Genomic DNA, 24,932 nt, shown 5'->3' on the forward strand with positions numbered 1-24,932 from the left:
GAACCATTCCTTTCATTCGTCTCGCGCAACTCGACCTTGCTGATTGCGTACCAGGCTCCGTATCGGTCGCCCGGCGGAATGCCCGGCTTGATGGCGATGTTCGCCTTGATTGGCGCGCGAAACACTAAAGTCCGGCATGATCGAAACAATCTCCAGCTCATCCCCGCCGCGCAGGTCCAGACCCTCCGCGCCACAGCGCGGACAGGACCAGTCCCAACCGGTGATATCAAACCCCGTGCCGCAGGTCGGGCAACGGGCCGTCATGGGAGCTGCCACGACCTCGAGCGTCGCGCCGTCGCATGCCGATTCGCTGCATGCCATCTCGAACGCATCGCGCAATAAGTCCGAATCGATCTGGCGAAGCACGCCCACGCGACAGCGAATCCGCTGAATCGCAGCCAATCCGAGCCGATGGGCCTCGGCACAGGCGCCCTCCACGATGGCTTTGGCAATGGCGATCTCATGCATGGCTCAACTCCGCGTGCTTCCGGTGCCAAACGATCACGTCGCGTCGAACGGCCTCCGTTACTTCCTGCACGGCGCGTGCCACGGCTTTGGACATTTTCGCGCCGGCCTCGGTGGAGACCGCGCCGATGGCATAAATCCACACGTCCGGCGGCAGGCATCCGAGGCGATCGGCCAGCGTCAGGGCCGTCGTGACGCTAAGCGTGTGCGCGCTGGGAGATCGTGCCTCGTTCAATCGGTCCTTGATCTCCCGATAATTCACTCTTCGCCAAAATCCCGCCGGCAGGTCCTCGCTGGCACGGGCCGCATCGATCACGATCAGAATCCGCGCGTCTGTCGCATACAAGGCGATGTCCGCCGCAGGCGATTCGCTGGCGTAAATCCGCACATCCGGCAATCGCATGCCCAAGAGTGCCTCGGCCGCTGCGAGACCAGCCAGATCATCTCCGTACAGCCAGCGGCCACAGCCGACAATCACAATCTCCATTCGCCCCGCGATCATGAGCGTTCCCCCTGCCATTCGATATCCAGCAAATGCGTCGCACAGGAGATGCACGGGTCATACGCCCGCACCAACATCTCAAGTTGCAGCTTCATCTCACCCTTGGACAGGTCGCTCTGCAACAACTTGGGCACCATGGCACGCATGTCCGCCTCGATGTTCGCAAGATTCTGGCCTGTGGGAATAATCAAATTGGCGCTTTCCACACGACCTTGACGGTCGATTCCAAACTCGTGGAAAAGCACACCCCGTGGAACTTCGGCCGCACCGGCGCCCAGTTCGCCGTAGCGCTGCGGTTTCACGAGCGGTTCGGGACGCAGTCCCCGTCGCAGCAATTCGTCGATCAATTCAATCGATGCTTCGACGCAGTGAACCGACTCCACGAGCTGCGCGGTGTTGTTGTGGAACGGGTTGTCGCACGGAGCCTGCAAACCCAGCGCTCGGGCCGCTTCCTTGGCCCGGGGATGCAGTTGCTCGTGATTGTTGTTGAACCGCGCCAGCGCCCCCACCGCGTACGTCTCGCTCTGGGGCGAGCGACAGTGCTTGGCCGCCGAATGACGCACGACCGATTCAATGACCCGCTCACGGTATCGAGCAACAGGCGTCGGCGCCGGATCGCGCGTCGAGACAATATCGCCGTCGTAGAAGGCATACTCGCCGCCAGGATCCTTCAAGGCCACGTATTCCGTATCACGATGCAGATCCGGCGGCTTGAGCGTGGCAAAGAGGCCCACCGTCTCTGCCAGATCGGTGCGGCACTCTTCCAGCCGGCGCTTCAGTCCTGCCAGTTCCTCATCGCGCGGCAGGTGCGTGATGCCTCCGACGTGAATGGCAATCGGGTGAATGTGACGCCCGCCGACCGCGCCGCAGATATCGTTGGCGAGTTTTTTCATTCGCAGGGCGCGTTTGACCACATCAGGATTCGTTCGCGCCAAAGGAATGACGGAGCCGACGCCGAGAAAGTCCGGCACAGCGAGAAAGTACAGGTGCAGGAAATGACTCTGCAACTCCTCGCCGTACAGGATCAGCTTGCGCAGCAGCACCGTCTGCTCGCTCGGTGTGATGCCCAGCGCGGCTTCGACAGCCTTGACGCTCGCGGTCGTGTGTCCGACGGAGCAGATGCCGCAGATGCGACAGGTGATGTGCGGCACCTCGTAATACATCCGCCCGCGCAGGAAGGACTCGAAGAACCGTGGGCTTTCCACAATCGCCAGCTCCAGCCGCGTGATCTCGCCATCCTGCACGTTGATGGCGATGTTGCCGTGCCCCTCCACGCGCGTGACATGCCGAACGTCGATCGTGACATCGTTCATGGCAGGTCTCCTTCCTGGTACGCGCCAAAGAGTCTGAAATCGGCAAGAACCTGCTCCAATGGGATGTCGTACTGCTCGCGCAGGTTGACGCCGGCGGCGAGCAGCGCCTCGCGATCCACAATCCCGCGGCAGCCTTCACACTTTGAACCGAAGCTCGGACAGATCGCGTTGCATCCGGCGCGCGTCACCGGCCCAAGGCAGCAGATGCCCTGTTCATACAGGCAGACGTTGCCGCGCTTCTTGCACTCCACGCACACGGCCGTGTCCGGCAGCTTAAACGGCTTGCCCGCGAGCACATCCTTCACAAATTGCAGGAACTCCTCCTTGATCATCGGGCAGCCCGGCAGTTCGTAGTCCACTTTCACGACGGCCGACAGCGGCCGGGCCGGCAGGGTCGGAAACCAATCGGCGCGCTCGCCGTACACGTAGCGGCGATAGTCGTCCATGGCCTGATGATTTTTGAGTGTATTGATGCCGCCGAGGCAGGCGCACGAACCGATGGCTACGAGGGTCTTGCAGGCTTCGCGAAAGCGCTTGGCCTCCCGTTCGTCCTCCGGTGTGGATACGGCACCATCTACGAAGCCGATGTCGATGTCCCAGGCCTTTTCGGTCATGCCTTCGCGGAAATTCACAATGTCCACGGCACCCAGCAGGTCCAGCAACTGGTCCTCCAGTTCGAGGATCGCCAGCGAACATCCCTCACAACCCGTCAGACTGAAGATGGCGATTCGCGGTTTCATGCTTCACTCACTCCATCGCCTCACGCATGGCCTTCAGTTCGCCGTACTTGAACACCGGTCCGTCCATGCAGACGTACACGTGATTCGCCTGGCAGTGGCCGCACTTGCCGATCCCGCATTTCATGTGCCGTTCGAGCGAGCAGTAGATGCTGCTCTGCGGAATGCGCCGCGCGAGCACTTCCAGCACGACGAACTTGAACATCACCGGCGGCCCGACGATCACGACGTTCGTATTCAATGGGTCGAGCTTCGGCAGGTCCTTGAACAACGTCGTCACCACACCGTTGCGTCCCCGCCATTGTTCATCCGGCCGTTCCACGGTGATGAGCAGGTTCACGCCGGGGTTCTGTCGCCAGCGGACGAGGTCTTCCTGAAAGAGCAATTCCGCGGGGCAGCGCGCGCCGTAGAGCAGATGAAACTGCCCGAACCGCTCGCGCTCGTCGAGGACGTACTGAATCAAGGACCGAAGCGGCGCCAGCCCCAACCCCCCCGCCACCACCAGCACGTCGCGCCCATGAAACTCGTGCAGGTCAAAGCCGTGCCCCAGCGGTCCCCGAATTCCAACGACCGAGCCCGCCTCCAGCTGATGCAACCGATTGGTCACGCGCCCGACGCGGCGAATGCACAGCTCGAATCGGTCTCGCTGCGTCGGCGACGAACAGATCGAGATCGGACACTCGCCGTACCCCAGTACGGACACCTGCACGAACTGTCCGGGGTCGTGCCCAAGCGGCCGTTCGTCCAGAAACGCCAGCTCGAAGAGCCTTTCCATTTCCGTTAGCCGAGTGACACGAAGAATCCGAGCGGGCGACGGCACGTAAACACTGCCGGCAGGGTTCTGATGCAGCACGGGGGCCGGGATCATCTCACACCTCCTCCGCGAGCTGGTTGTAGATTTCCACGGAGTTGATCTTCGCCGTGCAGGCTCGATCGCACCGGGCACACCCGACGCACCCCGGCAGGCCCGTCTTCTCACGAATCCACTTCGCCTTGCGATAAATCCGATGGCGCAGACGTGAGGCCGCCTTCGGTCGGAAGTTGTGCGGCCCGGCGACGGTCGCGAAGTTCTTGATCTGGCAGCCGTCCCACTCCCGGCGCCGCGAACCATGTGTGCCGTCCAGACTCAAGTCATCGAGGATATTGAAGCAATAGCAGGTCGGGCAGGAGAGGTTGCAACTGCCGCAGGAATAACACCGCCTCGCCGTGGCTTCCCACAACAGGGAGTCGTACGAGCGATTCAACAGCACTGGCAGTTCTTCCGCGGGGGTCTTGATGCGCCGGGTGAAGGTCGCGGCTTTCTCACGCAGCGCGCGATCGAAAGCACGCTCATCGTCCAGCGTCGGGACTTCGCTGCGCCGCCCATACAGGACCCATTGACGCCCTTCGGCCGTGCCGAACCGCACGCCGTATCGCGCTCCCCCGTTTGACTCGGTGCGCAACGGGTAAAGCATGAGATCAAAGCCGCTCTCGGCATGGTGACAATCCATGTCGGCACAGAACACACCTTCGGTGCAGGGGCGCGCGCAGTCGATCCCGATGATGAACGTGTGCCGCCGGCGCGTCAGATAATGTTCATCCGGGTGTTCCTGGGCAAAGACCTTATCCAGCAGGGCGATGGCGTGCAGATCACACGGATGCACCCCGATCAGCGCCAACGGGCGATCATCCAGCAAGGCTCGCGCTCGAAACGATCCATTTTCACGCTCGAAAGTGAAGAGCGTCTCAACCGGCGGAAACAGATAACTCCGCGGCCCATACACGCAATAAGTAAATGAAAGGTCGAGCTGCCGCGGTTCTGTCACTTCTTCGTAAAGATATCGTTCGCCGCGACGAACCGGCCCGACCAGCCGCCGCTTCCGCGCCATTTCGTCCAGCATCTCGATCAAACCCTCATGATTCAGCATTCGGTCCAGCATGGCAGCACCTCCACGGCCGCCGGTCGGCCCGCCGGGTTATGCTGCAAGTCGGATGCCGCGCGGTTCCAAAGCAACAACTGGAAGTTCTGATGCGCGATCTGAAGCCAGGGCGAATTAGTGCGCAATCCGTGGCTGTTAATCCGCAGGGACCGAAGCGACCAGGTGTTCGAGCGGACGATTTGCCTCGAAGCATCCGCCTGCCGACGCGCGCGGCTCGGATTCGTGGCGATTCGCTAACAAATACGCGGAAGTTCTTCACCGTAGGGCCTCTGGACGATTCGCTCGCCGCCTGAAACAGTATGCAGTTCCACCAAGGGTGGCTGCTCGGCGGTAACACGCCCAATGATCGCGGCCTGTCGACCGCAGGGGTGGCCGCGCAGTTCGTTCAGCACGCTTTCGGCGGCACGTGCCGCAACCACGATTACGACTTTGCCCTCATTGGCGACGGTCAGCGGATCCAGCCCGAACATTTCCGAGGCATGCCGTGCGGTCGGGGTAATCGGCAAGTCCGCCTCCTCGATCACGATGCTCACCTCGCGCTGCTCGCTGATATCCGCCAGGACTCCGGCCACGCCGCCGCGCGTCGCGTCGCGCATGAATCGAATGTCGGCCCCGGCATTCAGCGCCGACTGGATCATGTGGTTCAGCGGCGCGGCGTCACTTGCAAGATTGCTGTCAAACTCGATTCCCTCGCGCGCGGCGAGAACCGTCAGTCCGTGTTCGGCGAGCGCGCCGCTCACGAGGATCACGTCGCCGGGGTGTACGCGCGAAACATCCAGTTTCGCGCCGGGCAGTGGCGCGCCGATCCCAGCCGTGTTAATGTACATGCCCGGGAAGAATGCAGGTTCGCCCGCGGCTCCGCTCAATCCTCGCCGTGCTTCGATGACTTTCGTATCACCCGTCACGATCAATACCCCGGCTTCCCGGCAGGCCGCCTCGATCGATGCCACGATCCGATCCAGCACCGCCATCGGCAGCCCCTCTTCGAGGATCATGCCCAGGGAAAGAGCGATCGGCCTCGCTCCCATCACGGCGAGGTCATTCACCGTGCCGCACACAGCCAGCCGACCAATGTCGCCACCGGGAAACTCCAGCGGCGTCACGACGTAGGAATCCGTCGTAAAGACCAGTTTGTCGCGCGACCAATCCAGGATCGCGCCGTCAGTCAGCGGTGATAATTGCCCGTTCGCGAGTTTCGGCAGGAAGTGCTCGCGAACCAGCGCCGCCGTCAATTCTCCTCCTCCTCCGTGCGCGACAACGACGCGCTCGAGCGCGTTGCCCGGCATGGACGCCGCCGGAGCAGGGCTGCCTGACGCGATCGGACCCGCAACCGATGTTGATTGAAACGTACTCATGGCAGATCCCCTCGGGGTGTTGGCTTGCCAATCGCAGCGACCTCGCTGGATTCCCTGCCGTGGGAATCCACGTGGGCCCATCTCTTCGCCCATTGGCCGCCGCGTGATCGCAACGCAGACGCATAGCGATACCATGCGCCGCAGGTGCCTTCGCCGCTGACCATGCAGGGTCCGATGGGCGTGCGCGGCGTGCAACCGTTCCCGAATAACGGACACTCCTCGGGCATGGCCACACCCTGAATGACCTCGCCGCATCGACACGCGGGCGGATCATGATCCTCTCCAAGTGTGATGCCGAAACGCTCCAGCGCATCAAACTCTCGGTAAGCATGCGCCAATTCAAGACCGCTTCTCGGAATCACGCCCATCGCGCGCCACGGTGCATCGGCCACAACAAACACGCGCCGCATCAGCCCGCGCGCCGTGCGATTGCCTGTTTCGTGAACGACACCAGTGTAAACATTTTCCAATCGTGCCGCGCCGTCTTCGATTTGTCGCACGAGATGGAGCAATCCCATCGCCAATTGCGACGGCTCGAATCCCGCCACGACGCACGGCTTGCCGAATCGCTGTACCAACGGACGATAGGCCTTCGCCCCGATGATGACGCTGACGTGCCCGGGGCAAAGGAATCCGTCGAGCAGCACCCGTTGCCCGTGCAACAACGCCGTCATGGCCGGCACGACCAGCTTGTGGCACATGAGCACGCTGAAATTGGCGATGCCGTCGCGCCGAGCGGCCAGCACCGCCGCCGCGGTCGCCGGCGCCGTCGTCTCGAAGCCCACTCCCAGAAAGACGACCTGTCGAGTGGGATGGGCCGCTGCCCATTCGACGGCCTTCATTGCCGACTGCACGACGCGAACGTCCGCGCCGACAGCCCGCAGCGACTCGAGACTGCCGCGCCGACCCGGAACGCGCAGCATGTCTCCGTATGTCGTGATCGTGACGTCAGGCCGAGCACCGAGTTCCATCGCGGCGTCGACGTGCCGCTGTGCCGTCACACAGACCGGACAGCCCGGTCCGCTGATAAGCCGAAGCTCCGGCGGCAGCAGCGAGCGAATCCCGCTTCGGAAAAACGAAACGGTGTGCGTACCGCAGACTTCCATGATCTGCACGCGACGACCGATCCGGCGAACCGATGCCGCCACGTCGGCGAGCAGGGATGGGATGTCTGCTTTCACGATTCGCACTCCTTGGCTTCGCTTAGTGCGTCTTTCAACGCTTCGCCGCCATACGCTCCGTTCAAATAGTCCCACGTCGCATGCGCGGTCTTCTCATCCATCATCGAAATCGAGAAACCGGCATGCACCAGCACCCAGTCACCCGGCCGCGCCTCGGGGGTCAGCACGCGAACGATTCGCACCCGATTGCCTTGCATATCGACGACGGCGTCGGCGCCTTCGCACTCGATCAACTTACCCGGCACAGCGAGACACATCTTCCTCACCGCCCTTTCACAACGGGATGCGAGCCGGAGTCGGACCATCGACCCGGCGCTGCGACGCAAGCCACGCCGCCCCGATCACCGCTTGCCCCAGCGCAAGGCTGTCATCGCCAAACGATGTGCGACGCGGCGTCAATACATCCAGCCCCAATCCGGCCAACTGCGCAATTACGCGCTCACGCAACAATTCGTTGACAAAACAGCCGCCACTCAACACGATCAAACGAATCCCGGTGCGATCGACCATGATTTGCGCCGCGGAAGTCAGCATCCGCGCGACGGTCTCATGGAACCGCCCCGCGATTTCCGCCACGGATCGCCTCTGCTGCGCGTCCGCAACCAGTGCTCGAACACAGGGTATCAAGCTCATCCGCACCCCCCGAACATCTACTAGCGTCTCATAGGCGTACGGCGCGCCGGTCCAGACTTCGGCCGCCCTCTGCAATGCAACGGCCGCCTGCCCTTCATACTCATTGCGATCGCACAAACCCAGCAAGCAGGAAACGCCGTCGAAGAGCCGGCCAAGGCTCGATGTCTGCAAGTGGGCCTCGGCCGCAGTCCGCCGACCAGCCAGCCATTCTGCTTCATTCGTCTTGATGGACGCGACGCCGCCTGTGACGTGGTTCTTCCAATCATTCCCAAAGGCGGCACGCAGCAGCGCCAGCGCCGGTCGCCATGTCTGAACGGCTGCCAAGTCACCGCCCAGCAAGGGAAACGTAGCGTGGTGACCCACTCGTTGAAACGTCTCCTCCCGGCAGACCAACAGCTCGCATCCCCAGATCGTCCCGTCGCTGCCGAATCCCGCCCCATCGCAAACCAACGCCAGCACCGGCCCGCATACGTCGTGCTCCGCCATGATCGTCATGGCGTGCGCGTGATGATGCTGCACAGCCAGACAAGGCCAACCGAAGCTTCGAGCCAATCGCGTCGATACGTATGACGGATGCGCGTCATGTGCGATCAGCGCCGGTTCAGCACCAGCGCGGTGCAGGGCTGCTTCAACTTGCTGCCGATACCGGCGGTAGTGAGTTGGCTGGGTGAGATTGCCCAAGCCACCGATCAGCTCCGCCCGTGATTCGCGATAGAAACAAATGCTGCCTTTACTCTCGGCACCCAGCGCGAGGACTGGCTCGAACACACGGCGAGCCATGGCGAAGTCGTAAGGTGTTGCTGACCGGTCGTTGGTGGCATGCTTCGCATTGTGGTTGTGAGGCTGGACCAACATGGCGATCGCCTCCGTTGCGCGCTCCCGAAGCGACTCCGGCCTAAACCTGGATCAGGACTTGCGCCAAGATCAACAAGATCGGATTGCAATTCCAATGCCATGCCGGAACGAAACGACCAACGATACGCACCATGCGCCGCGACGCGATGTGGTGCGCAAGATGACGCAGCGGCGATGGAAAATACACATTCACACGCTCAACGGGATCGGATCGAGCCATCCGGCAGATGGAACACGCGAATCAATGCCGTCACTTTGATAATCGATTGCTCGTTCGCAGGAGTTCGCGCCGTGCCGAACCGGACACTGCGAGAACCGCAGGGTGTCGAATTCGCCTTTCCACGGAAATGGCATAAATCCGTTCGCGTAAAACGGGAATCGTCCCGACGCACTGCACGCCGTACTGCTGTTCGATCTCCGTCGCGATAGCCTTCGGACCAAAAAACAGGCCGGAGCCTGCATGCCCGAATGCCTTCATGAGGGCGCTGTCCTCGAACTGCCCGACAATGCGAGGCGTGATGCCGGTGGTCAACATCCATTGATTAAGCATCCGGCGGATCGTACAGGTCTCGGCAGGCATCAGAATCGGCGCGCCGGTAAGGCTCGCAGGAAATCGCGCGCGATACTTTCGTGCCAGCGCCGGTGCTCCAAACACGGCAAGCGGACTCTCGCCCAGAAGATGGCTGAACGCCCGCACGCTCACATTCGGCCCGATCGGTGAATCGCTGATGACCAGATCCAGCTCGTGAATCGCCAGATCGGCGAGCAACTTGTCCGGCTTGCCCTCCCGACAGACAAGTTCGACACCCTCCGGCAGGTGAAGGGCCGGTTCGAGCAGGTGATAGGCGATCAACTTCGGCACGGCGTCGGCCACTCCGACAACAAATCGCTGGGGGCGGTCAACCGGTCGTCCACGAAGCGTTTCGCTCAATTCACGGCCGAGCGTGAAGATCGCGTCCGCATAGCGAAGCGCGATATGCCCGGTCTCGGTGAGTTCCAGCCGGCGGCCGTGGCGGTGAAATAACGGCTGCCCCAGGGAACGCTCAAGCATTCGGATCTGCGCCGAAATGGTCGGCTGGGAAACGTGCAGCTTGCGGCTGGCCGCGAGGATGCTCCCTTCGCGCGCGACCATCCAGAAGTAATAGAGGTGGTGGTAATTGGGGTAGATCATGCCGGGATTATATAGAAAAAAAGTATATGTCACTGCATCGATTCCTATTTTTCTTTCTTACGGGCGGTTGCTATGTTTACCAGACGGGCGGGGCAGGGTCGCTGCGCCGATCATGGAGAAGAACGATGCGGGTGTCCCTCAAAATCGCCGAGCCGATCAAAACCGCCAACTTGAGTGATTCGCTCGCGCGGCGAATTCGACTGGCCCTGGGTCGATTCGAGGCCCTGATCGAACGAACACATGTTTTCCTGGACCACGAAGCGAATTCGGGCAACCGACGGAATTGCCGTTGCCGCTTGAAAATATCTCTTCGTTCCGCCCAGGGCTTTTTTATCGAGATTCGGGATCCCGATGCGGAGTCCGCCGTCCGGCGGGCCATCGATCGCGCTGCCTGGCTGGTTCGCGAACACGTGGAGGAGAGAACGCGTGATTTCTGACCGGAATCGTTCATGGACCGCTTCCCCGGGGCACGACAACGGCTCAGCGGTCGTCGCCGCTGCCGGTCGTACCCCCCACTTGCACGAACCGCCGCTCACCGGCGTCCCGCCCTTTCGTCGCCTGATTCGCCTCTTCGCGAACGACCGGCGCGACATCGGCCTGGTTCTCCTCTTCTCCGTGATCGTCGGTATCCTGACGCTTGCCACGCCCATCACCGTACAGGCGCTGGTCAACTTCGTTTCGTTCGGCGGGCTGATCCAGCCGCTCGTCGTGTTGGGAATACTCTTGTTCGGATTTCTGGCACTGGCCGGCACGATTCGGGTGGTGCAGGCGTTCGTCATCGAAATTCTGCAACGTCGGCTGTTCGTGCGCGTCCTTGCGGATTTGTCCCTGCGGCTGCCGCGCGTAACCGCGGAATGCTTTGACCGGGGCAACGGACCCGAGCTGGTCAACCGCTTTTTCGACATCGTTACCGTCCAAAAGGTCGCCGCGATGCTTCTGCTCGACGGCGCCTCGGTGCTGCTTCAGATTTTCGTGGGGCTGGTGATCCTCGCGTTTTACCATCCTTTCCTGCTCGCCTTCGATGTCCTCCTGATTCTGTCCATCATCTTTGTCATGCTCGCACTGGGGCGCGGCGCCGTCCGGACAGCCATTGCCGAATCCCGTGCGAAATACGCCGTCGTGGCGGCACTGGAGGAAATGGCCCGCTATCCGATTGTGTTCAAGCTGGCGGGCGCCTCCGATTTCGCGCGCGAACGCGCCGACGCGCTGGCCGTTGATTACGTCGAATGCCGCCGAACGCATTTTTCCATCGTGCTCCGACAGACCATCGGCTTCCTGGCGACGCAGGTTTTCGCCGCCACCACGCTCCTCACCCTCGGCGGGTTTCTCGTGATCGATGGGCAACTCACCTTGGGGCAGCTGGTGGCGGCCGAGTTGATCGTCTCCGGCGTTCTGGCGTCACTCGCGAAGTTCGGCAAGACACTCGAAAGCGTGTACGACCTGCTCGCGGCCGTTGACAAACTCGGTCAGCTCTTCGACCTGCCGCTAGAGCGCGATGACGGCGTTGCCATGCAGCCCGTGCGTGACGGCGCCAGGCTCGAGCTTCGCGGCGTGATGTATGCCTTTCCCGAGCAGCCGCCCGTTATCCACGATTTCTCGCTGTCCGTCGCGCCGCGCGAACATGTCTGCATTGTGGGGCGCCACGGCTCCGGAAAAAGCCTCCTGGCGGACATGCTGATTGGTCTGCGCCGTCCGACAGCCGGGACCATCGCACTGGACGGAGCGGACCTGCGGGAAATCAGCCTCGCCAGCCTGCGCGAACACGTCGCACTGGTCCGCGGCACCGAGATCGTCGAAGGGACCGTGGAAGAAAACGTCCGCATGAGCCGTCGCGACATTCCGGCAGAAGTCGTCCGAGATGCGCTCCAGCGCGTGGGAATTCTTGAGCGCATTCGAGAACTGCCCGACGGTCTTCGCACCCATCTGGCGCCGACCGGCGCGCCGCTTTCTCCTGGTCAGGCTGGTCGGCTCATGGTGGCCCGTGCGATGATTGGTCGCCCGCAAGTGCTTGTCCTTGACGATTTGCTGGATGATTTGGACGAAGAGGCCCGTGAGCACGTGCTCAATGCCGTGATGGCGCCCGATGCATCGTGGTCGGTTTTGATTCTCGGCAGCCATGAGATCGGCCGGTCGCGCGGCGCACGCATCGTGCGACTGGATCGGGACCCGGAGCCGGCGAACGGTGGCGCCGTACGTCCACGGGCGACGGTCACGACCTAGAGGGAACAAATCGGAATGAAGGCAACACATTCACACGCTTCTTCGGGAACGATCCAGCCGCACTTTGCGGTCATGTCGATGGTTGCGCGTCCGCGTTGGCTCGGTCGGGTTGCATGGTGCATCGCGCTGTCGTGCGGGGGTGTCCCCGTTGCAATGCTGTTCGTTCCTTGGCAGCAAAATATCAAAGCAGCGGGGCGCGTGCTGGCTTTTGCGCCGCTGGAGCGCGAGCAGGCGATCAAGGCCCCCCTCGGCGGACGAGTCGTGCGTTGGCGCGTGCAGGAAGGATCACGCGTCTTAGCCGGTGATCCTCTGGTTGAAATCTCCGACATCGACCCCGAGTTGATTTCTCGCCTGCAACAAGAACGCAACGCCACGCAAGGCAAGTATGAAGCGGCGGTTGAAAAAGTACGCTCCTACGAGCAACAAGTCGCCAACCTCGTCGCCACGCGGGATTTGGCCGTTACGGCGGCCATGCACCGGCTGGAAATGACGCGCGAAAAGGTACGTGCTTCCTCCGCCGCGCTCGAGGCGGCGCAGGCCGCGCTCAAGGCGGCCGAGGCGCAGTTCAATCGGTACCGCGCGCTCCTCGACGACGGCTTGGTGTCCCGCCGTGATTATGAAGTGGCCGAACGCGACTTTGAATTAGCGCGAACGAGTGTTCAAAGCGCCGAAGCCTCGCTCAAAGCCACACAAAACGAACAACAGGCCATGGAAGCCGAGTTGGAGCGTATTCGCACCGAGGCAGACTCTCGAATTGACTCTGCCCGCGCCACCATGAACGAAGCACAGGGGCAGGTCCAGGAGACCCTCGCGAGCCTCGCCAAGCTCGACGTGGCCATTTCCCGACAGCAATCCCAACTTGTCACCGCGCCGCGCGATGGATACGTCTTTCGACTCCATGCCAGTCAGGACGGTGAAATCGTCAAGGCCGGCGACTCGCTGATGGTCCTCGTCCCGCAAACCGACAACCCCTCGGTCGAGCTTTGGATCGACGGCAACGATGCACCACTTGTGCGCCAGGGAAGCCCCGTTCGCCTTCAATTTGAAGGCTGGCCCGCCGTTCAATTCGTCGGCTGGCCTTCGGTCGCGGTCGGCACATTCGGCGGACGGGTCGCGCTGATCGACTCGACCGACAATGGCAAAGGTCAATTCCGCGTCCTGGTCGTTCCCGATCCGGCGGACGATCCATGGCCGGATAGCCGATACCTTCGACAGGGTGTTCGCGCAAAGGGCTGGGTGCTGCTGAACCGGGTCACGGTAGGATACGAAGTCTGGCGCCAGATCAACGGATTTCCCCCCGTCATTGCGCCATCGGAGCCTGCGCCGGGAGACGGAAAGGCCGAGGAATCGTCGAAGAAATGACCGCCGCAGTTCCCTGCTTGCACGGCCGACGCACTCCCGCCCCTCGCACGCCGTGGGTTTCTGCTGCGCCGCCGACCTGCCGAATCCCCTCACTGCTGCTTTGGATCGCCGTTGCCGCGATCCCGGGCTGCTCGGCGTGGCAGGGTCGGTTGGATCCGCAGTTCGAAGACCAGGTGAATCGTCGCCTGCAAGGCATCGAACAAGCCCGGTTGGACAAGCAGTCAATCCGGCCGCCGCAGGATATTGAATCCGGCTTGGCGAGTTTGAAAGACGTGGCAAGAACCGAGACGCCTTCCACTGCGCCGGCTTCGCTAGACTTGCCGATCGACCTGGCTCGCAGATCCGTGCTGGAAAACAACCTTGATCTGTCTGTTGTGGCCATCGAGCCGGACAAGGCGCGGACTCGCATCAGCGAAGAAGAGGCAAAGTTCGACGCGACGATTCGCCTAGGGGCCTCCTACAAAAAGCAGAACCCGCCCGCGCTCGACGGCGACTTCGTGCAGTTCACCGAAAAGAAAACCGCACTGGACCAACTCATCAAGCGGTATGAAGCCGGTCGGTCGTTCGTTGATACGATGCAACAACTGGCCGAGGGCAAAACACCGAAGGCTGACAAGGTCGGCGGGTTCGACGGCGGGATCGCTAAATTGACGACCATCGAGCAGACCAAAGAATCCATCAACGCCGAACTGGGCCTGAATGTGCCGCTACCGACTGGAGGAAGGGTAGGCCTGACCCAATTCCTTGACCGCCAGAACAAACTCTCTCCGTTTTCTTCGGATCAATCGACTTCACCCCTGGTTTTTTCAATCAGCCAGCCGCTCCTTCGCAACGCGGGACTGGACACGAATCTCGCGTCGATCCGCATCGCCCGGCTGGATGCCAAGGCGACGAGTGCCAAAACGAAACTTGTCGCCATTCGCCTGTTGGCGGCCGCGGAGAAGGCCTATTGGAAATTGTACGGCGCAAGAAAACTGCTGGAGATTCGAGAGCAGCTGAACGAGCTTGCCAATCGAAATCTCGAACTGGTGCAGAAGCGCGCCGACGAAGGGCTGGTCGCGCCGATCGAAGTCATCCGGGCACAAGCCGGCGTCGCCTTGCAGCTCGAAGCCCTGATCGTGGCGCGAACGAACGAGCGGATTCAAGAGCGCGACTTGAAGCGCATTCTCAACCTGGAAGGAGTTGACCTGAACTCGCCGACTCGCCTGGACATCACGACGCCACCGACCCTGCTGGCGTATGAATTGAAGCCGGAACCGCTGATCAATCGCGCGCTGACCAATCGCATGGAAATGCTCGAGGTCGAGCTGGAGCTGGCCGCTGATGCGATTCGCGTCGATTTTGCCAGGAACCAGACGCTCCCCCTGATCTCCCTCGACTTTGAGTACGGCCTGATTGACACGGGTGGCACTCCGGGAACCGCGTGGCAAAATGCATGGGATTTTGATAATTCGAACTACGGCATCGGGATCAAGGGGGAGATCCCCGTAACAAACGAAGCCCGCAAGGCGCAGCTTCGTCGCGCCGTGCTGACGCGCACGCAACGACTGTCGACCCGCGCCGCGCGTGAACTGGCCATCCGGCAGGAAGTGCTGGACGCCCTGGATCTGCTCGACCAGAACTGGAAACGGATTCTTGCCGCTCGACAGGCCGCCATCGTCTCTGGATTGAATTATGAGGCGGAGCGCAAGCAGTTTGACCAGGGTACGCGAACCATGCGCGAGGTGTTCGAGGCCCTCGCGCAACTGGGCGACGCCCAAGCCCGCGAAGCCAGCGCGATTGTCGCCTACCAGGTGTCGCTGGTCGACCTCGCGTTCGCGACCGGAACACTCCTTGGATATTCAAAAGTCGATATGCTGGAAGCCGATTTTTGATGATCGGACGCGTATCGAAACGGAGAGGGAGGGATTCGAACCCCCGCAGCAGTTGCCCGCTGACCGCATTTCGAATGCGGCTCCTTCAGCCACTCGGACACCTCTCCAGGACTGCCGGCCCATCGGCCCGGCGCGATTGGGAATCGTAAGAAACTCATCGCCGAGAGGCAAGCCGATCTCACGCGGAGGGACCGAAGCGTTTCCGCTATCATTTCCCAGTGGAGGGTCGTCAGAAGCCACTTGCGGCCTCGTCGCGTCGCCTTCGGGCGCCGTGTGGCGGCCGTCGGTGGGGAAGACGTACCTGCGAAGGGCAGCGGCCGGGATTCTCTCCCATCCGATCATGCCCTTTGTTTTTGCGCCATGTGGATGCCGTGGGTGGCGTAGTTGTTTCCGGCGCCTTGAGCAGGAATCGAAGTCACGCGGCGTTCCCGACGGTGCGGCCCGGCCGAACAATCGCTGACTCATTCTGATGCGTCGAGGACGCACTTTCTGTTCGCACCGCCGATCTTCGGCGTCTTGGCCCCCGGGGGCATCAGCGGTTTTCATTCCATGGCATGAGATAAGAACTCGCGGGTCTCGTCGCGCGCGGGAGATTCGAACATCTGGGCCGGTGGACCGCTTTCGATGACGCGGCCGGCGTGAAGCATGTGAACCGTCGTCGCGCTGCGGCGCACGAATCCCATGTGATGGCTGACCACGATCATCGTCTGGCCGCTCGACGCAAGATCGGCCATGACGGCGAGGACCTCGGCGGTCATGCGCGGGTCCAAGGCACTGGTCGGCTCGTCGAACAGAATCGCTTCGGGATGATTGGCGAGCGTGCGCGCAATGGCCACGCGTTGTTGCTGCCCACCGGACAGACTCACTGGTCGCGCATCGGCCTTGTCCGCCAAACCGACGCGGTCCAGCAGTTCCCGAGCAAGCACGGCGGCCTCGTCGCGCGGCGTGCCTTGAGCATGAAGTGGGCCGCACATGACGTTTTCCATAGCGCTCATGTGCGGGAACAGGTTGAACTGCTGAAAAACCATGCCGATGCGACGGCGAAGTTTCAGATGGGTCGCTGCCTGATCGGCGCCGTTTGACGGCACCGGCAACGTGATGTCCCCGACTCGAATGCTCCCCGCGTCGAACGTCTCCAGCGCATTGATGCAACGCAGCAGCGTGCTCTTGCCGCTGCCGGAACCACCGATCAACGCGGCGACTTCGCCTTTGTCAACCTTCAGCGACGCGCCGCGCAAGACGTGCGTCGTGCCGAATCGCTTATGAAGGTCGATCGCCTGGATCATCGTCACGCCCCCATCGGCACGCCGTAGCCCGCACCGGCCAGTTTTTTCTCCAGCCGCGCCGCCACGACCGACAAGGGGTAGCTCATCGCGAGATAGAGGCCGGCCGTCAGCGCCGCCAGCTTCAGCACCTCGCCCGTGCTGTTGGCGAGCATGTTGTATTGTTTCGTCAATTCCGTGACCGCGATCACGGAACAGACGGAAGTATCCTTGAACATGGCGATGAAATCATTGGTCACCGGCGGCACGACGATGCGCACGGCTTGTGGCACGATCACGCGACGCAGCGCCGTGCCGCGCGTCATGCCCAGCGCCAGCGCGGCCTCCATCTGACCGCGCGGGATCGCCTGCAAGCCGGCGCGGTATATCTCGGCTTCGTAGGCGGAGTAATTCACGGCGAGGCCGATGATCGCTGCTGCAACGGGCGAGAAACTGAACGGAAGCACCTGTGGGAGAATGAAAAAAATGACGTAGAGTTGCAGCATGACCGGGGTGCCGCGCAACACTTCGACATAGAGCGTGCATGCCCATCGCAATGCCGACGGGCCGTACATGCGAATGAGTGCCACAATCAGCCCCAGCAGCATGGCCAGCGGCATCGAAACAACGGTCAGCAAGACGGTCATCCCTGCGGCGCGAAGAAGAATGCCGCCGTAGGCACGCACGACGCCGGTGCGAGCATACTCCGCGCCCTCGGTTGTTTGCGACTCGGCTGCTTCGGCGTCCGGATCGGCTGACAGAAGATTCTCCTGCGCCGCAGTCCAGACACCGTGGCGATCATAAATCGTCTTCAGCCGTCCATCGCGAAAGAGCCTTTCAATCGCGTCATCAATCGCCGCGATCAGACGTCGCTGGTCCGGCCTCGCATAGATCACGTAATACCCCCGCCCCACCGGCTCACCAACAAAACGAAGTCCTTTCCCCTGGGGTTTGTCGCGATAGAACACCGCCATGGGCAGATCGAGCAGCGTGGCGTCATGTACGCCGTTGCGCACCTGCAACATGGCGTTGGTGTTGCCGTCGTATTCGATGATGTCGGCGTCGGTTTCCCAGTGGGCGTGCAGGTACTCCGACGCCGCGCAGCCGCCGAGGACCGCGATCTGCCGCCGCGGACGACCCGGCGTCGCACGCAGGTCCTCCCAGGCGCCGATGCCGCCGTCTCGGCCCAGCAGTTGCAGTTGATAGATGTAATAGGGCCGGCTGGCCGCCATGCGCTCGGCCCGTGCGTGCGACCATTCGTAGCCATTCAGGATGATGTCGATTTTCCCGCTGCGCAGGAACTCCGGCAGCGTCAGCCAGTCGCATTGGCGAAACTCGGCGCGGACGCCCAGCTCGGCCGCCAGCGCGTCGGCCAGCTCGACTTCGAATCCCACGAGCTTGTCAGGATCATCCGGATCGGGATAGACGTAAGGCGCGTTGCCTTCCTGATCGCCCCCCCAAACCATCACACCCCGTGCCCGAATCTCATCCAGCAGTTCCGCGTGGGCAGGCGGCAGGCCGTCTGCGAGAATTGCAAGAACGACGACGGCAATTCGATGGGACCAGGTAGGCACGTCGACCACTCATGCGCCCCCCTGCATCGCCCGCGCTCGACGAGCCATGACAAACGAACGAACACAAAGCACGACATAGACACCGCACACCAATGCGGTCACAGACGCCGGCCAGCGATTGGTGCCGGAGGGCGTAGCGGCGCCCGCTGAATCCACCACGGCGTCGCCCTGCAATACGCCAACAATCCCCACAACCATGCCGATCAGACCGGCCAGCACGGCACCGTGCATGGCGTGCATCCGAACACGCTCATTCATCGCTGCCCAGCCGCAAGCAATCAGGACGCTCCCGGTGCCAGCGATCGCCAGCGGATTTCCCCTTGTCGGCGCAGCGCCGAAATAACTCGCGGCGCCAATCGCCACCAGAATGATCCCCACCAGCACGGTCAGCCTCTGCATCATGTACAGGCACTCCTCACTTGCGCTGCGAGACGTCGCTCCCGCATGTTTATTCCGCGCTCCCAATGCGGTACATCGTACGCGCTTTGCAAGCGGAGACTAGGGCCGACCGCCCAGAGGAGGCGGACGCTTCACGGCCGCGGCATTGAACGGTTACACTCGAGTTTTTGGGAGTCAGCCATGGCCGGATCAACCTCCGCAGACGCCTCGCGACTGATGGAGCTGATGTCAGCCCGCCCGCCTTGCGTGTTTATTCCGACGCACGAAGAGGCCTGGGCCTTGTCCCTCGTCCGAGAGGCGGCCTGCGGAGACGCGGAAGAGTATCTTACTTGGTCGATTATCGATGGCCTGCGCGACGGGCTGGTGCGCGATCAGCCGGCCATCCCCGAGACGGAGCACCCCGCCGGCGCGTTGTTCTACTTGTTCAAACGAATCGAGACGGTTCGCGCCGCGATCATGCTGGACTTGATTGCACATTTGGACGACGCACGAACGGCGCGGCTGGCTCGTCAACTGGTGCAGCGCTGCGCCGAGATGAAGCGAACGCTCGTATTGATCGACCATCGCGACGAGTTGCCGCCGGTGCTGGCGAGCGAAGCCGTGCGGTTCGAGTTGTCGCTGCCGACCGATGATGAAATTGAGACACTCGTCACGGGGGTGCTGCGCACTCAACACCAGAAAGCGCCGTTGCGCGTGGACATTCCACGCAGCGCGTTCGATGCCATCCTGCGCAATCTTCGTGGACTGACGCGCCGTGAAATTCTCCGCATCATCGAAGAAACGGTCTCAACCGATCGAATCTTTAGCGCCGACGACCTTGAGACCGTGCTGACGCGAAAACGGCAGGCTCTGCGATCCGGCGGCCTGCTGGAGTTCATCACGGCTCCGACTTCGATGAACGAGGTCGCGGGGTTGGCGCGGCTCAAGAACTGGCTGAATGTTCGACAAAAGGCCATGCACCGCGACGCAGAAGCGATGGGCCTCGCCGCACCGCGCGGCATCCTGCTTCTCGGCGTACAGGGTTCGGGAAAAAGCTACTGCGCCAAGGCCGTCGCCACCGCCTGGCAGCGCCCCCTGCTGCGGCTGGACCCCGGAGCACTCTATGATCGCTACATCGGTGAATCGGAGCGGCGTTTGCGCGACGCCCTGGCGCAAGCCGAGCGCATGGCGCCGATCGTGCTCTGGATCGACGAAATCGAGAAGGGGTTTGCCTCGGCCGCCAGTCGCAATATCGACGGAGGTCTATCACAACGCATGTTCGGATCGCTGTTGACGTGGATGCAGGAACACCGCGCGCCGGTGTTCATCGTGGCGACGGCGAACGACATCGAAGCCCTGCCCCCGGAGCTTCTCCGCAAGGGCCGCTTTGACGAAATCTTTTTCGTCGATCTGCCGACGCCCGCGGTGCGTGAGCAGGTCTTCGCGATTCACCTCCGCAAGCGCAAGCTGGATGCGTCCCGCTTCGATGTCGCGGCCCTTGCCGTGGCGACCGATGGATTCAGCGGTGCGGAAATCGAGCAGGCGATTGTTTCGGCCCTGCACGACGCATTCGCCTCGAAATCGGCTATCACGACCGAGCGGCTGATGACGGCCGTTCAATCAACGATCCCGCTTTCGATCACGATGGATCGCAAAGTCGCGGCGCTGCGCACCTGGGCTGCCACGCGGTGCGTCCCGGCCGACTAGTCGTGCGTTGGCGCGATCCGAAACAGCGTTCCGTACGGCGGCTGATCCTGGGCAATCGAAAACTGCTCCTCCACCTCAATCACGCCCGCTTCCAGCATCGCGCCGAACACGTGCGGCGACAGGCCTGGCCAGAAGCCGTAGCGCGAGTTCGCCAGGCGAGCCCATTCGCTCCAACCGACGTAAACGTGGGTATACTGATTGGCGACGAGCCAGCGTCCGATCTCCTGCGGCGATTTGTCCGCGGCGGCCTCCGCGAACGCGGATCGATTGAAGATCACCGTGTATTCCGCGCACGGCGAGAGATAGAAACTCCTCGCCTCCGCCACCATCAGCACCCGTCCGCCGGAATCGCACACCTTGTTGATCACCGGCACATGCGCCGTACCCGGCCACCGTCCCTCGCGAAACCAGGCGAGTCGATCCGCCGCCGGCAACGATGCGACGGCAAACAGCCCGTCGCGTTGACAGAAATCGAACGTGAGCCACAGATTACCCGCCGCAATGGCGAGAACGACGCATGCTGCCAGGCGCGCCGGTTGCGTCAAACGGTCCAGGGCGAGTCCAATTGCCAGCGCGGCCACGGGAAGGAGCGCGACGGCGAATCGACCATAAAGGTGCGATGCGAACAGCCACCATCCGAGCGTGCCGAGCGCGATCAAGACCATTGGAACAAGGCTCGTAGTGGCTGGTGCGCCGATCGTCGGGCTGCGAAGAATCAGCACGATCGCCGCGGCAGCACCAAGGACGCTGACCGAACCGTAAAGCTCGGAACCAGCGATTTCACTTCCCAATCGAGCGAGACGGCCGCCCAACGAACGCCATTCGGGAGCCGGCAGATGGCCTGCGTGCCAGCGCGCGGCGGCTTCGTCGGTCCAGATTCCCGTGCGCTCCGTGAAGACGCTCCGCGCCACGGGAAACACCGGATTGCCAGTATAGACGGCGTTCTTAATCAGCCACGGCAAGAATGCCGCAATTGCGCCCGCTGCGAATGCGACGATGCGGTTTCTCCGACCTGATACGCCCGGCCACGCAGCCAGCCACAGGGGCAACGCTACACAGGGGATCGCGGTATACTTGCATCCGCAGGCAAACCCGGCACATAGCCCGCTGACCACCCACCATCGGCCAGAACGGTGGCCGTCACGCGAGGCACGAAACACCGAGGCGAGCGCCAGCGTTGCGAACAGGATCAGACTGTTCTCAACATACGCAAGGCCGCTTAAGAAGCAGAGCATCGGGCACGACCCGGCGACCACGGCTGCGGCCCAGCCCGTGCGCGAAGAGAACTCCCGCCCCATCAGCCACACCGCTGCAATCGCCATCGCCCCGATAAACACATTCAAAATCTGCGCGACGGTAGCGGCGCCGACGGCATCGCCCCGCAGCACCATACACAGCAGATAAAGCATTTCCACGCCGAATGGAAAATTGGAGTAGATGTTGTGCGACAGATAGCCGATTCGCCCTGTCTGCCAGAACTCCTTCGGTACTGCGAGGTGATACTCCAGCACGTCGTAGCCGTTGCCTTCGGCGGGCCAGAGGATGCCCGGCGGCAGACTCGCTGCGGCGAGCGCCAAGCCCGCCGGAATCGTTAGCACGAGCCACGTCCAGGCGGGGATTGCTCCCGATTCGTCAGCGTCCCGCACGACGTCACGTTGACCGCGGTCGCGCCGAAGCTCCAAGCTGCTCGACACAACCGAGAGCCCGACCAGCGCCAACCAGAGCGGTCGCGCCAGCATCCCCATCCACCCCAGACCCAGCACGGCCAGACTCAACGCGCCGAGGCCCATCCCGAAACCCAGCAGCCATCGCCATCGCACTTCCAAATCGCCGAGGCCGATCGCTCGCAGCAGCGTCAGGCCTGGTCCGACGGCGCCGAAACAGATGATCAGCGCGAGCAGGCCGTCGCGCAGCACGACCGGCAGACAGGCCGGGCCGACCGCAGCCACGACGCACGCGGTCGCTGCAAACCACGCGACGATGATCCAGCTCGTCGGGCGCATCAGTAGCGCTCCCGCTCGCGGCACTCGGTGAACATCTTCACGTAGGATTCGTGCCTTATTTGTGACACTTCTCCCGCGTCGACCGCGGCGAGAATCGCGCAGCCCGCCTCGACGGTGTGCGTGCAATTCTGGAACCGGCACTGGGCAACGCGATCACGAAACTCTATGAAGTACGCCTCCAGATCTACCGCCTTCACCTCCGCCAGGTCGAATTGCCGCATCCCTGGCGTGTCCACGAGGTAGCCGCCAAAATCCCATTTCAGCAATCGCGCCGTCGTCGTCGTATGCCGACCTCGATCCAGATCGCTCAACGTGCCCACCTCCACCCCAAGGCCGGGCTGGAGCGCGTTGATCAGCGAGCTTTTCCCGACGCCGCTGGGGCCGACGAACACCGATACCTGGTTCGTCAATAGCCCACGAAGTTCGTCGATGCCCTCGCCACGCGCCACGCTGACGAACAGCGATTTGTAACCCAACGATTGGTACCGCGCCACCGCTTCGGCCGCGGAACCGTCTTCGTCCAACTCACGTTTATTCATGCACAGGATCGGACGAATGCCCCCCGCGTGAATCGCCACGAGGTAGCGGTCGATCAGGTGCGGCCGGAACTTCGGCTGTTCGGCGGCCATCGTGATGACTGCGTTGTCGACGTTCGCTGCGACGACCTGTTGCCGGCGTTCGTACTGGCGAAGCAGCGTGGCGCGACGCGGGGCAACGTGTTCGATCACGCCCTCGGGCATCGGGCCGGCGGCGGCCCCCCCGGGCGAAAACCAGACTTCATCCCCCACGGCCAGCGGCACACGATGGGAGATCAGCAGCGTTCGCAGTTTCCGGCGAAGGGTGCATGCCCAGGTGCGCCCCTCCGCGTCCACCTCGGCCACCAGTCCGCGCATGGTCAGCACGATCCCCTTGTGCCAACCCGACTGGTTCGGGTCGTCTCGGATGATGATGGTGCGCTTTCGCGAAAGTTGACCCTTCGCACGCACATTCTCAACGTTCTCGGCATCGTGAACCGTCTCATCCCCCGCCTTGACGCGGCGGGTCCACGTGCGATCGCGTGCGGCCTTACCGCGATTCTTGCGAAAATCGACGCGCTGCTTTCGCCCGCGCGGCGGTCGATCTTCCGATTCGCCGGTCATGGTCTCGCCTCGGCGGGCTGCATAGGGGTGTTCGCGCCAGCCGCCGGATCTCCCGATTCTGCGGTTGGCTGAAAGGCGATCACCACGCGAACGCGGCGCGAAGCTCCGAACAAGTTCCCCGACGCCGCCGGCTGCGATGCCGCATTGAACTCACGAACGGGCTTCTGCGATTCGTATGCCGCAGGAACTGATTCGGCAGGCGGCCCGCCTGATCCCGCAGGAGGTCTGTCGCTGGACTTCTGCGGCACTGGACCGCGCTGCGCCACCACCCGGCCTGCCGTGACCGGCGCATCCGCCAATTGGGACGCCCGAAGCTCGTACCGCGTTCCGGCGATGGGCTGCAAGACGGCGAGCAATTCAGGCACGTCGGCCTCGTCCAGCGCGATTTCAATCTGGTCGTTGCCTCCTGACGTGCCCCCGACCGGCAAGCCGAGGAAGAGCCAATCCAGTCCCGGGATCAGCAAGGCCATTTCCGAAACGTCCGCCTCCACGAACTCGGCCGACGGCGAGGCTTCAACGAACTGGTACAGCCGGTAGAGGATTTCATCCCGATCCTCGGCGCGTGCCATCGCGCGAATCGCGGGCGCCGATACCTCATCCTGCACCGGGCGCTGCATCGCAGCCTCATTTGATTCCAGCTGATCGAGATGCGCATCAGACGATGTCGGATCGTCCTCACCCGTTAAGCCGCCGGCGCTCATTGGAGCTTTCTGCTTTGGCTCCGGCGATGGGGTCATTGTTACGGCGTATGGTTTTGACGCTTGCGCCAGATCGACGGGCTGTGCAGCAGAATCAAACCTCACCCGAAGCCGCTCTACTTCTTTTGACGTATCACCACCCGACCGAGACACCGGCTCCGGTACGGCGGCCGTCACGGGTTGTTTGTCTTCCGCGTCGGCCACGGTCAAGACCCGATCCTCGCGAGCAGTCTCTGAAACTCTCGCCCGCGAGCGCAGGGCTATCGTGACGGCAAGAAGAACCACCGCCGCGGCACTTAGTCCCACCAGCCAACCTTGACCAGTCTGTGTTCGGGGCTTCTCCCGATGCGCCAGCAGGGCCTCGCGTTCAACCTGTGAAATCACACGATCGGCCATGTCCGAGCCGGCGGCAGCGCGCGGCAACGCGCCCACCGCGCGCGCTACGCGGCGCAGCGATTCCAGCTCCGCTCGCGCCGCCGGATCGGACGCGAGCCAAGCGTCAATCTCGGCGCGCTCGTGCGGCGTCACTTCGTCATCGAGGTACGCGCTCAACCGCTCGCGTTGATCGTTGCTAAGCGACATCG

Annotated in this window: 22 protein-coding genes and 1 tRNA gene; 4 read left to right on the plus strand and 19 right to left on the minus strand. The window is 62.5% G+C overall.

The features are described 5' to 3' along the window. Positions 1-12: 12 nt before the first annotated feature. From HRU71_01600 to HRU71_01655, 12 genes are all read right to left on the minus strand, one after another. A complete protein-coding gene (locus tag HRU71_01600; protein QOJ02257.1) occupies positions 13-468 on the minus strand; it encodes a hydrogenase maturation nickel metallochaperone HypA in 456 nt (151 codons plus the stop codon). Next, positions 461-985 carry a hydrogenase maturation protease gene (locus HRU71_01605; GenBank protein QOJ02258.1) on the minus strand — a complete coding sequence of 175 codons (525 nt, stop codon included), beginning with the start codon at positions 983-985 and terminating at the stop codon, positions 461-463. Before HRU71_01605 ends, HRU71_01600 begins: the two co-directional genes overlap by 8 nt. Beyond that, positions 964-2,280, minus strand: a complete 1,317-nt coding sequence (locus HRU71_01610) for a Ni/Fe hydrogenase subunit alpha (GenBank protein ID QOJ02259.1) — start codon at positions 2,278-2,280, stop codon at positions 964-966. Before HRU71_01610 ends, HRU71_01605 begins: the two co-directional genes overlap by 22 nt. Continuing rightward, the gene (locus tag HRU71_01615) at positions 2,277-3,020 is read right to left on the minus strand and encodes an NADH:ubiquinone oxidoreductase (protein QOJ02260.1); all 744 of its coding nucleotides are present in this window, start codon (positions 3,018-3,020) and stop codon (positions 2,277-2,279) included. Before HRU71_01615 ends, HRU71_01610 begins: the two co-directional genes overlap by 4 nt. A 7-nt stretch (positions 3,021-3,027) precedes the next feature. Then, on the minus strand, positions 3,028-3,885 hold the full coding sequence (locus HRU71_01620; GenBank protein QOJ02261.1) for an FAD/NAD(P)-binding protein: 858 nt from the start codon (positions 3,883-3,885) through the stop codon (positions 3,028-3,030). A 1-nt stretch (position 3,886) separates the two neighbouring features. Continuing rightward, positions 3,887-4,936 (minus strand): 4Fe-4S dicluster domain-containing protein, encoded by a 1,050-nt coding sequence (locus tag HRU71_01625; protein ID QOJ02262.1) that lies wholly within the window; start codon positions 4,934-4,936, stop codon positions 3,887-3,889. A 233-nt stretch (positions 4,937-5,169) separates the two neighbouring features. Then, positions 5,170-6,222 (minus strand): hydrogenase expression/formation protein HypE, encoded by a 1,053-nt coding sequence (hypE, locus tag HRU71_01630; protein ID QOJ04891.1) that lies wholly within the window; start codon positions 6,220-6,222, stop codon positions 5,170-5,172. A 65-nt stretch (positions 6,223-6,287) separates the two neighbouring features. Further along, entirely contained in the window at positions 6,288-7,472 is a 1,185-nt protein-coding gene (gene hypD / locus HRU71_01635) for a hydrogenase formation protein HypD (protein ID QOJ02263.1), read from the minus strand. After that, entirely contained in the window at positions 7,469-7,729 is a 261-nt protein-coding gene (locus tag HRU71_01640; protein QOJ04892.1) for a HypC/HybG/HupF family hydrogenase formation chaperone, read from the minus strand. The genes hypD and HRU71_01640 overlap by 4 nt, the downstream gene beginning before the upstream one ends. Positions 7,730-7,745: 16 nt before the next feature. Further along, positions 7,746-8,960, minus strand: coding sequence for a carbamoyltransferase HypF (locus HRU71_01645; GenBank protein QOJ02264.1), 1,215 nt, complete (start codon positions 8,958-8,960; stop codon positions 7,746-7,748). A 250-nt stretch (positions 8,961-9,210) separates the two neighbouring features. Beyond that, a complete protein-coding gene (locus tag HRU71_01650; GenBank protein ID QOJ04893.1) occupies positions 9,211-10,131 on the minus strand; it encodes a LysR family transcriptional regulator in 921 nt (306 codons plus the stop codon). 110 nt (positions 10,132-10,241) lie between these two features. Further along, positions 10,242-10,541, minus strand: a complete 300-nt coding sequence (locus HRU71_01655; protein QOJ01965.1) for a hypothetical protein — start codon at positions 10,539-10,541, stop codon at positions 10,242-10,244. On the opposite strand from HRU71_01655, the gene HRU71_01660 reads away from it, so the two are divergent. The 3 genes from HRU71_01660 (at position 10,483) to HRU71_01670 (ending at position 15,587) form a co-directional block, all read left to right on the plus strand. Further along, positions 10,483-12,351 (plus strand): ATP-binding cassette domain-containing protein, encoded by a 1,869-nt coding sequence (locus HRU71_01660; GenBank protein ID QOJ02265.1) that lies wholly within the window; start codon positions 10,483-10,485, stop codon positions 12,349-12,351. The two genes, HRU71_01655 and HRU71_01660, sit on opposite strands and share 59 nt — an antisense overlap. A gap of 153 nt (positions 12,352-12,504) precedes the next feature. Then, positions 12,505-13,713, plus strand: coding sequence for an HlyD family efflux transporter periplasmic adaptor subunit (locus tag HRU71_01665; GenBank protein QOJ02266.1), 1,209 nt, complete (start codon positions 12,505-12,507; stop codon positions 13,711-13,713). After that, positions 13,710-15,587 (plus strand): TolC family protein, encoded by a 1,878-nt coding sequence (locus HRU71_01670; protein QOJ02267.1) that lies wholly within the window; start codon positions 13,710-13,712, stop codon positions 15,585-15,587. The genes HRU71_01665 and HRU71_01670 overlap by 4 nt, the downstream gene beginning before the upstream one ends. A gap of 20 nt (positions 15,588-15,607) precedes the next feature. Here HRU71_01670 and HRU71_01675 read toward each other — a convergent pair. From HRU71_01675 to HRU71_01690, 4 genes are all read right to left on the minus strand, one after another. Then, positions 15,608-15,694: transfer RNA gene (locus HRU71_01675), tRNA-Ser, on the minus strand. Between the two features lie 435 nt (positions 15,695-16,129). Continuing rightward, a complete protein-coding gene (locus tag HRU71_01680) occupies positions 16,130-16,873 on the minus strand; it encodes an amino acid ABC transporter ATP-binding protein (protein QOJ04894.1) in 744 nt (247 codons plus the stop codon). Between the two features lie 2 nt (positions 16,874-16,875). Further along, positions 16,876-18,423 (minus strand): ABC transporter permease subunit, encoded by a 1,548-nt coding sequence (locus HRU71_01685; protein QOJ02268.1) that lies wholly within the window; start codon positions 18,421-18,423, stop codon positions 16,876-16,878. A 9-nt stretch (positions 18,424-18,432) separates the two neighbouring features. After that, on the minus strand, positions 18,433-18,825 hold the full coding sequence (locus HRU71_01690) for a hypothetical protein (protein ID QOJ02269.1): 393 nt from the start codon (positions 18,823-18,825) through the stop codon (positions 18,433-18,435). Positions 18,826-19,002: 177 nt separating this feature from the next. Here HRU71_01690 and HRU71_01695 point away from each other — a divergent pair, with 177 nt between their 5' ends. Then, positions 19,003-20,508 carry an AAA family ATPase gene (locus HRU71_01695; GenBank protein QOJ02270.1) on the plus strand — a complete coding sequence of 502 codons (1,506 nt, stop codon included), beginning with the start codon at positions 19,003-19,005 and terminating at the stop codon, positions 20,506-20,508. Here HRU71_01695 and HRU71_01700 read toward each other — a convergent pair. Genes HRU71_01700 through HRU71_01710 form a run of 3 tightly spaced genes read right to left on the minus strand, consistent with a single transcriptional unit; the run spans position 20,505 to position 24,930 of the window. Next, on the minus strand, positions 20,505-22,511 hold the full coding sequence (locus tag HRU71_01700; protein ID QOJ02271.1) for a glycosyltransferase family 39 protein: 2,007 nt from the start codon (positions 22,509-22,511) through the stop codon (positions 20,505-20,507). The two genes, HRU71_01695 and HRU71_01700, sit on opposite strands and share 4 nt — an antisense overlap. After that, positions 22,511-23,650 carry a ribosome small subunit-dependent GTPase A gene (gene rsgA, locus HRU71_01705; GenBank protein ID QOJ02272.1) on the minus strand — a complete coding sequence of 380 codons (1,140 nt, stop codon included), beginning with the start codon at positions 23,648-23,650 and terminating at the stop codon, positions 22,511-22,513. Before rsgA ends, HRU71_01700 begins: the two co-directional genes overlap by 1 nt. Beyond that, a complete protein-coding gene (locus HRU71_01710) occupies positions 23,647-24,930 on the minus strand; it encodes a hypothetical protein (GenBank protein ID QOJ02273.1) in 1,284 nt (427 codons plus the stop codon). The genes rsgA and HRU71_01710 overlap by 4 nt, the downstream gene beginning before the upstream one ends. Positions 24,931-24,932 lie beyond the last annotated feature (2 nt).

This window comes from Planctomycetia bacterium (assembly GCA_015200345.1).
Classification (GTDB): Bacteria; Planctomycetota; Phycisphaerae; order UBA1845; family UTPLA1; genus PLA3.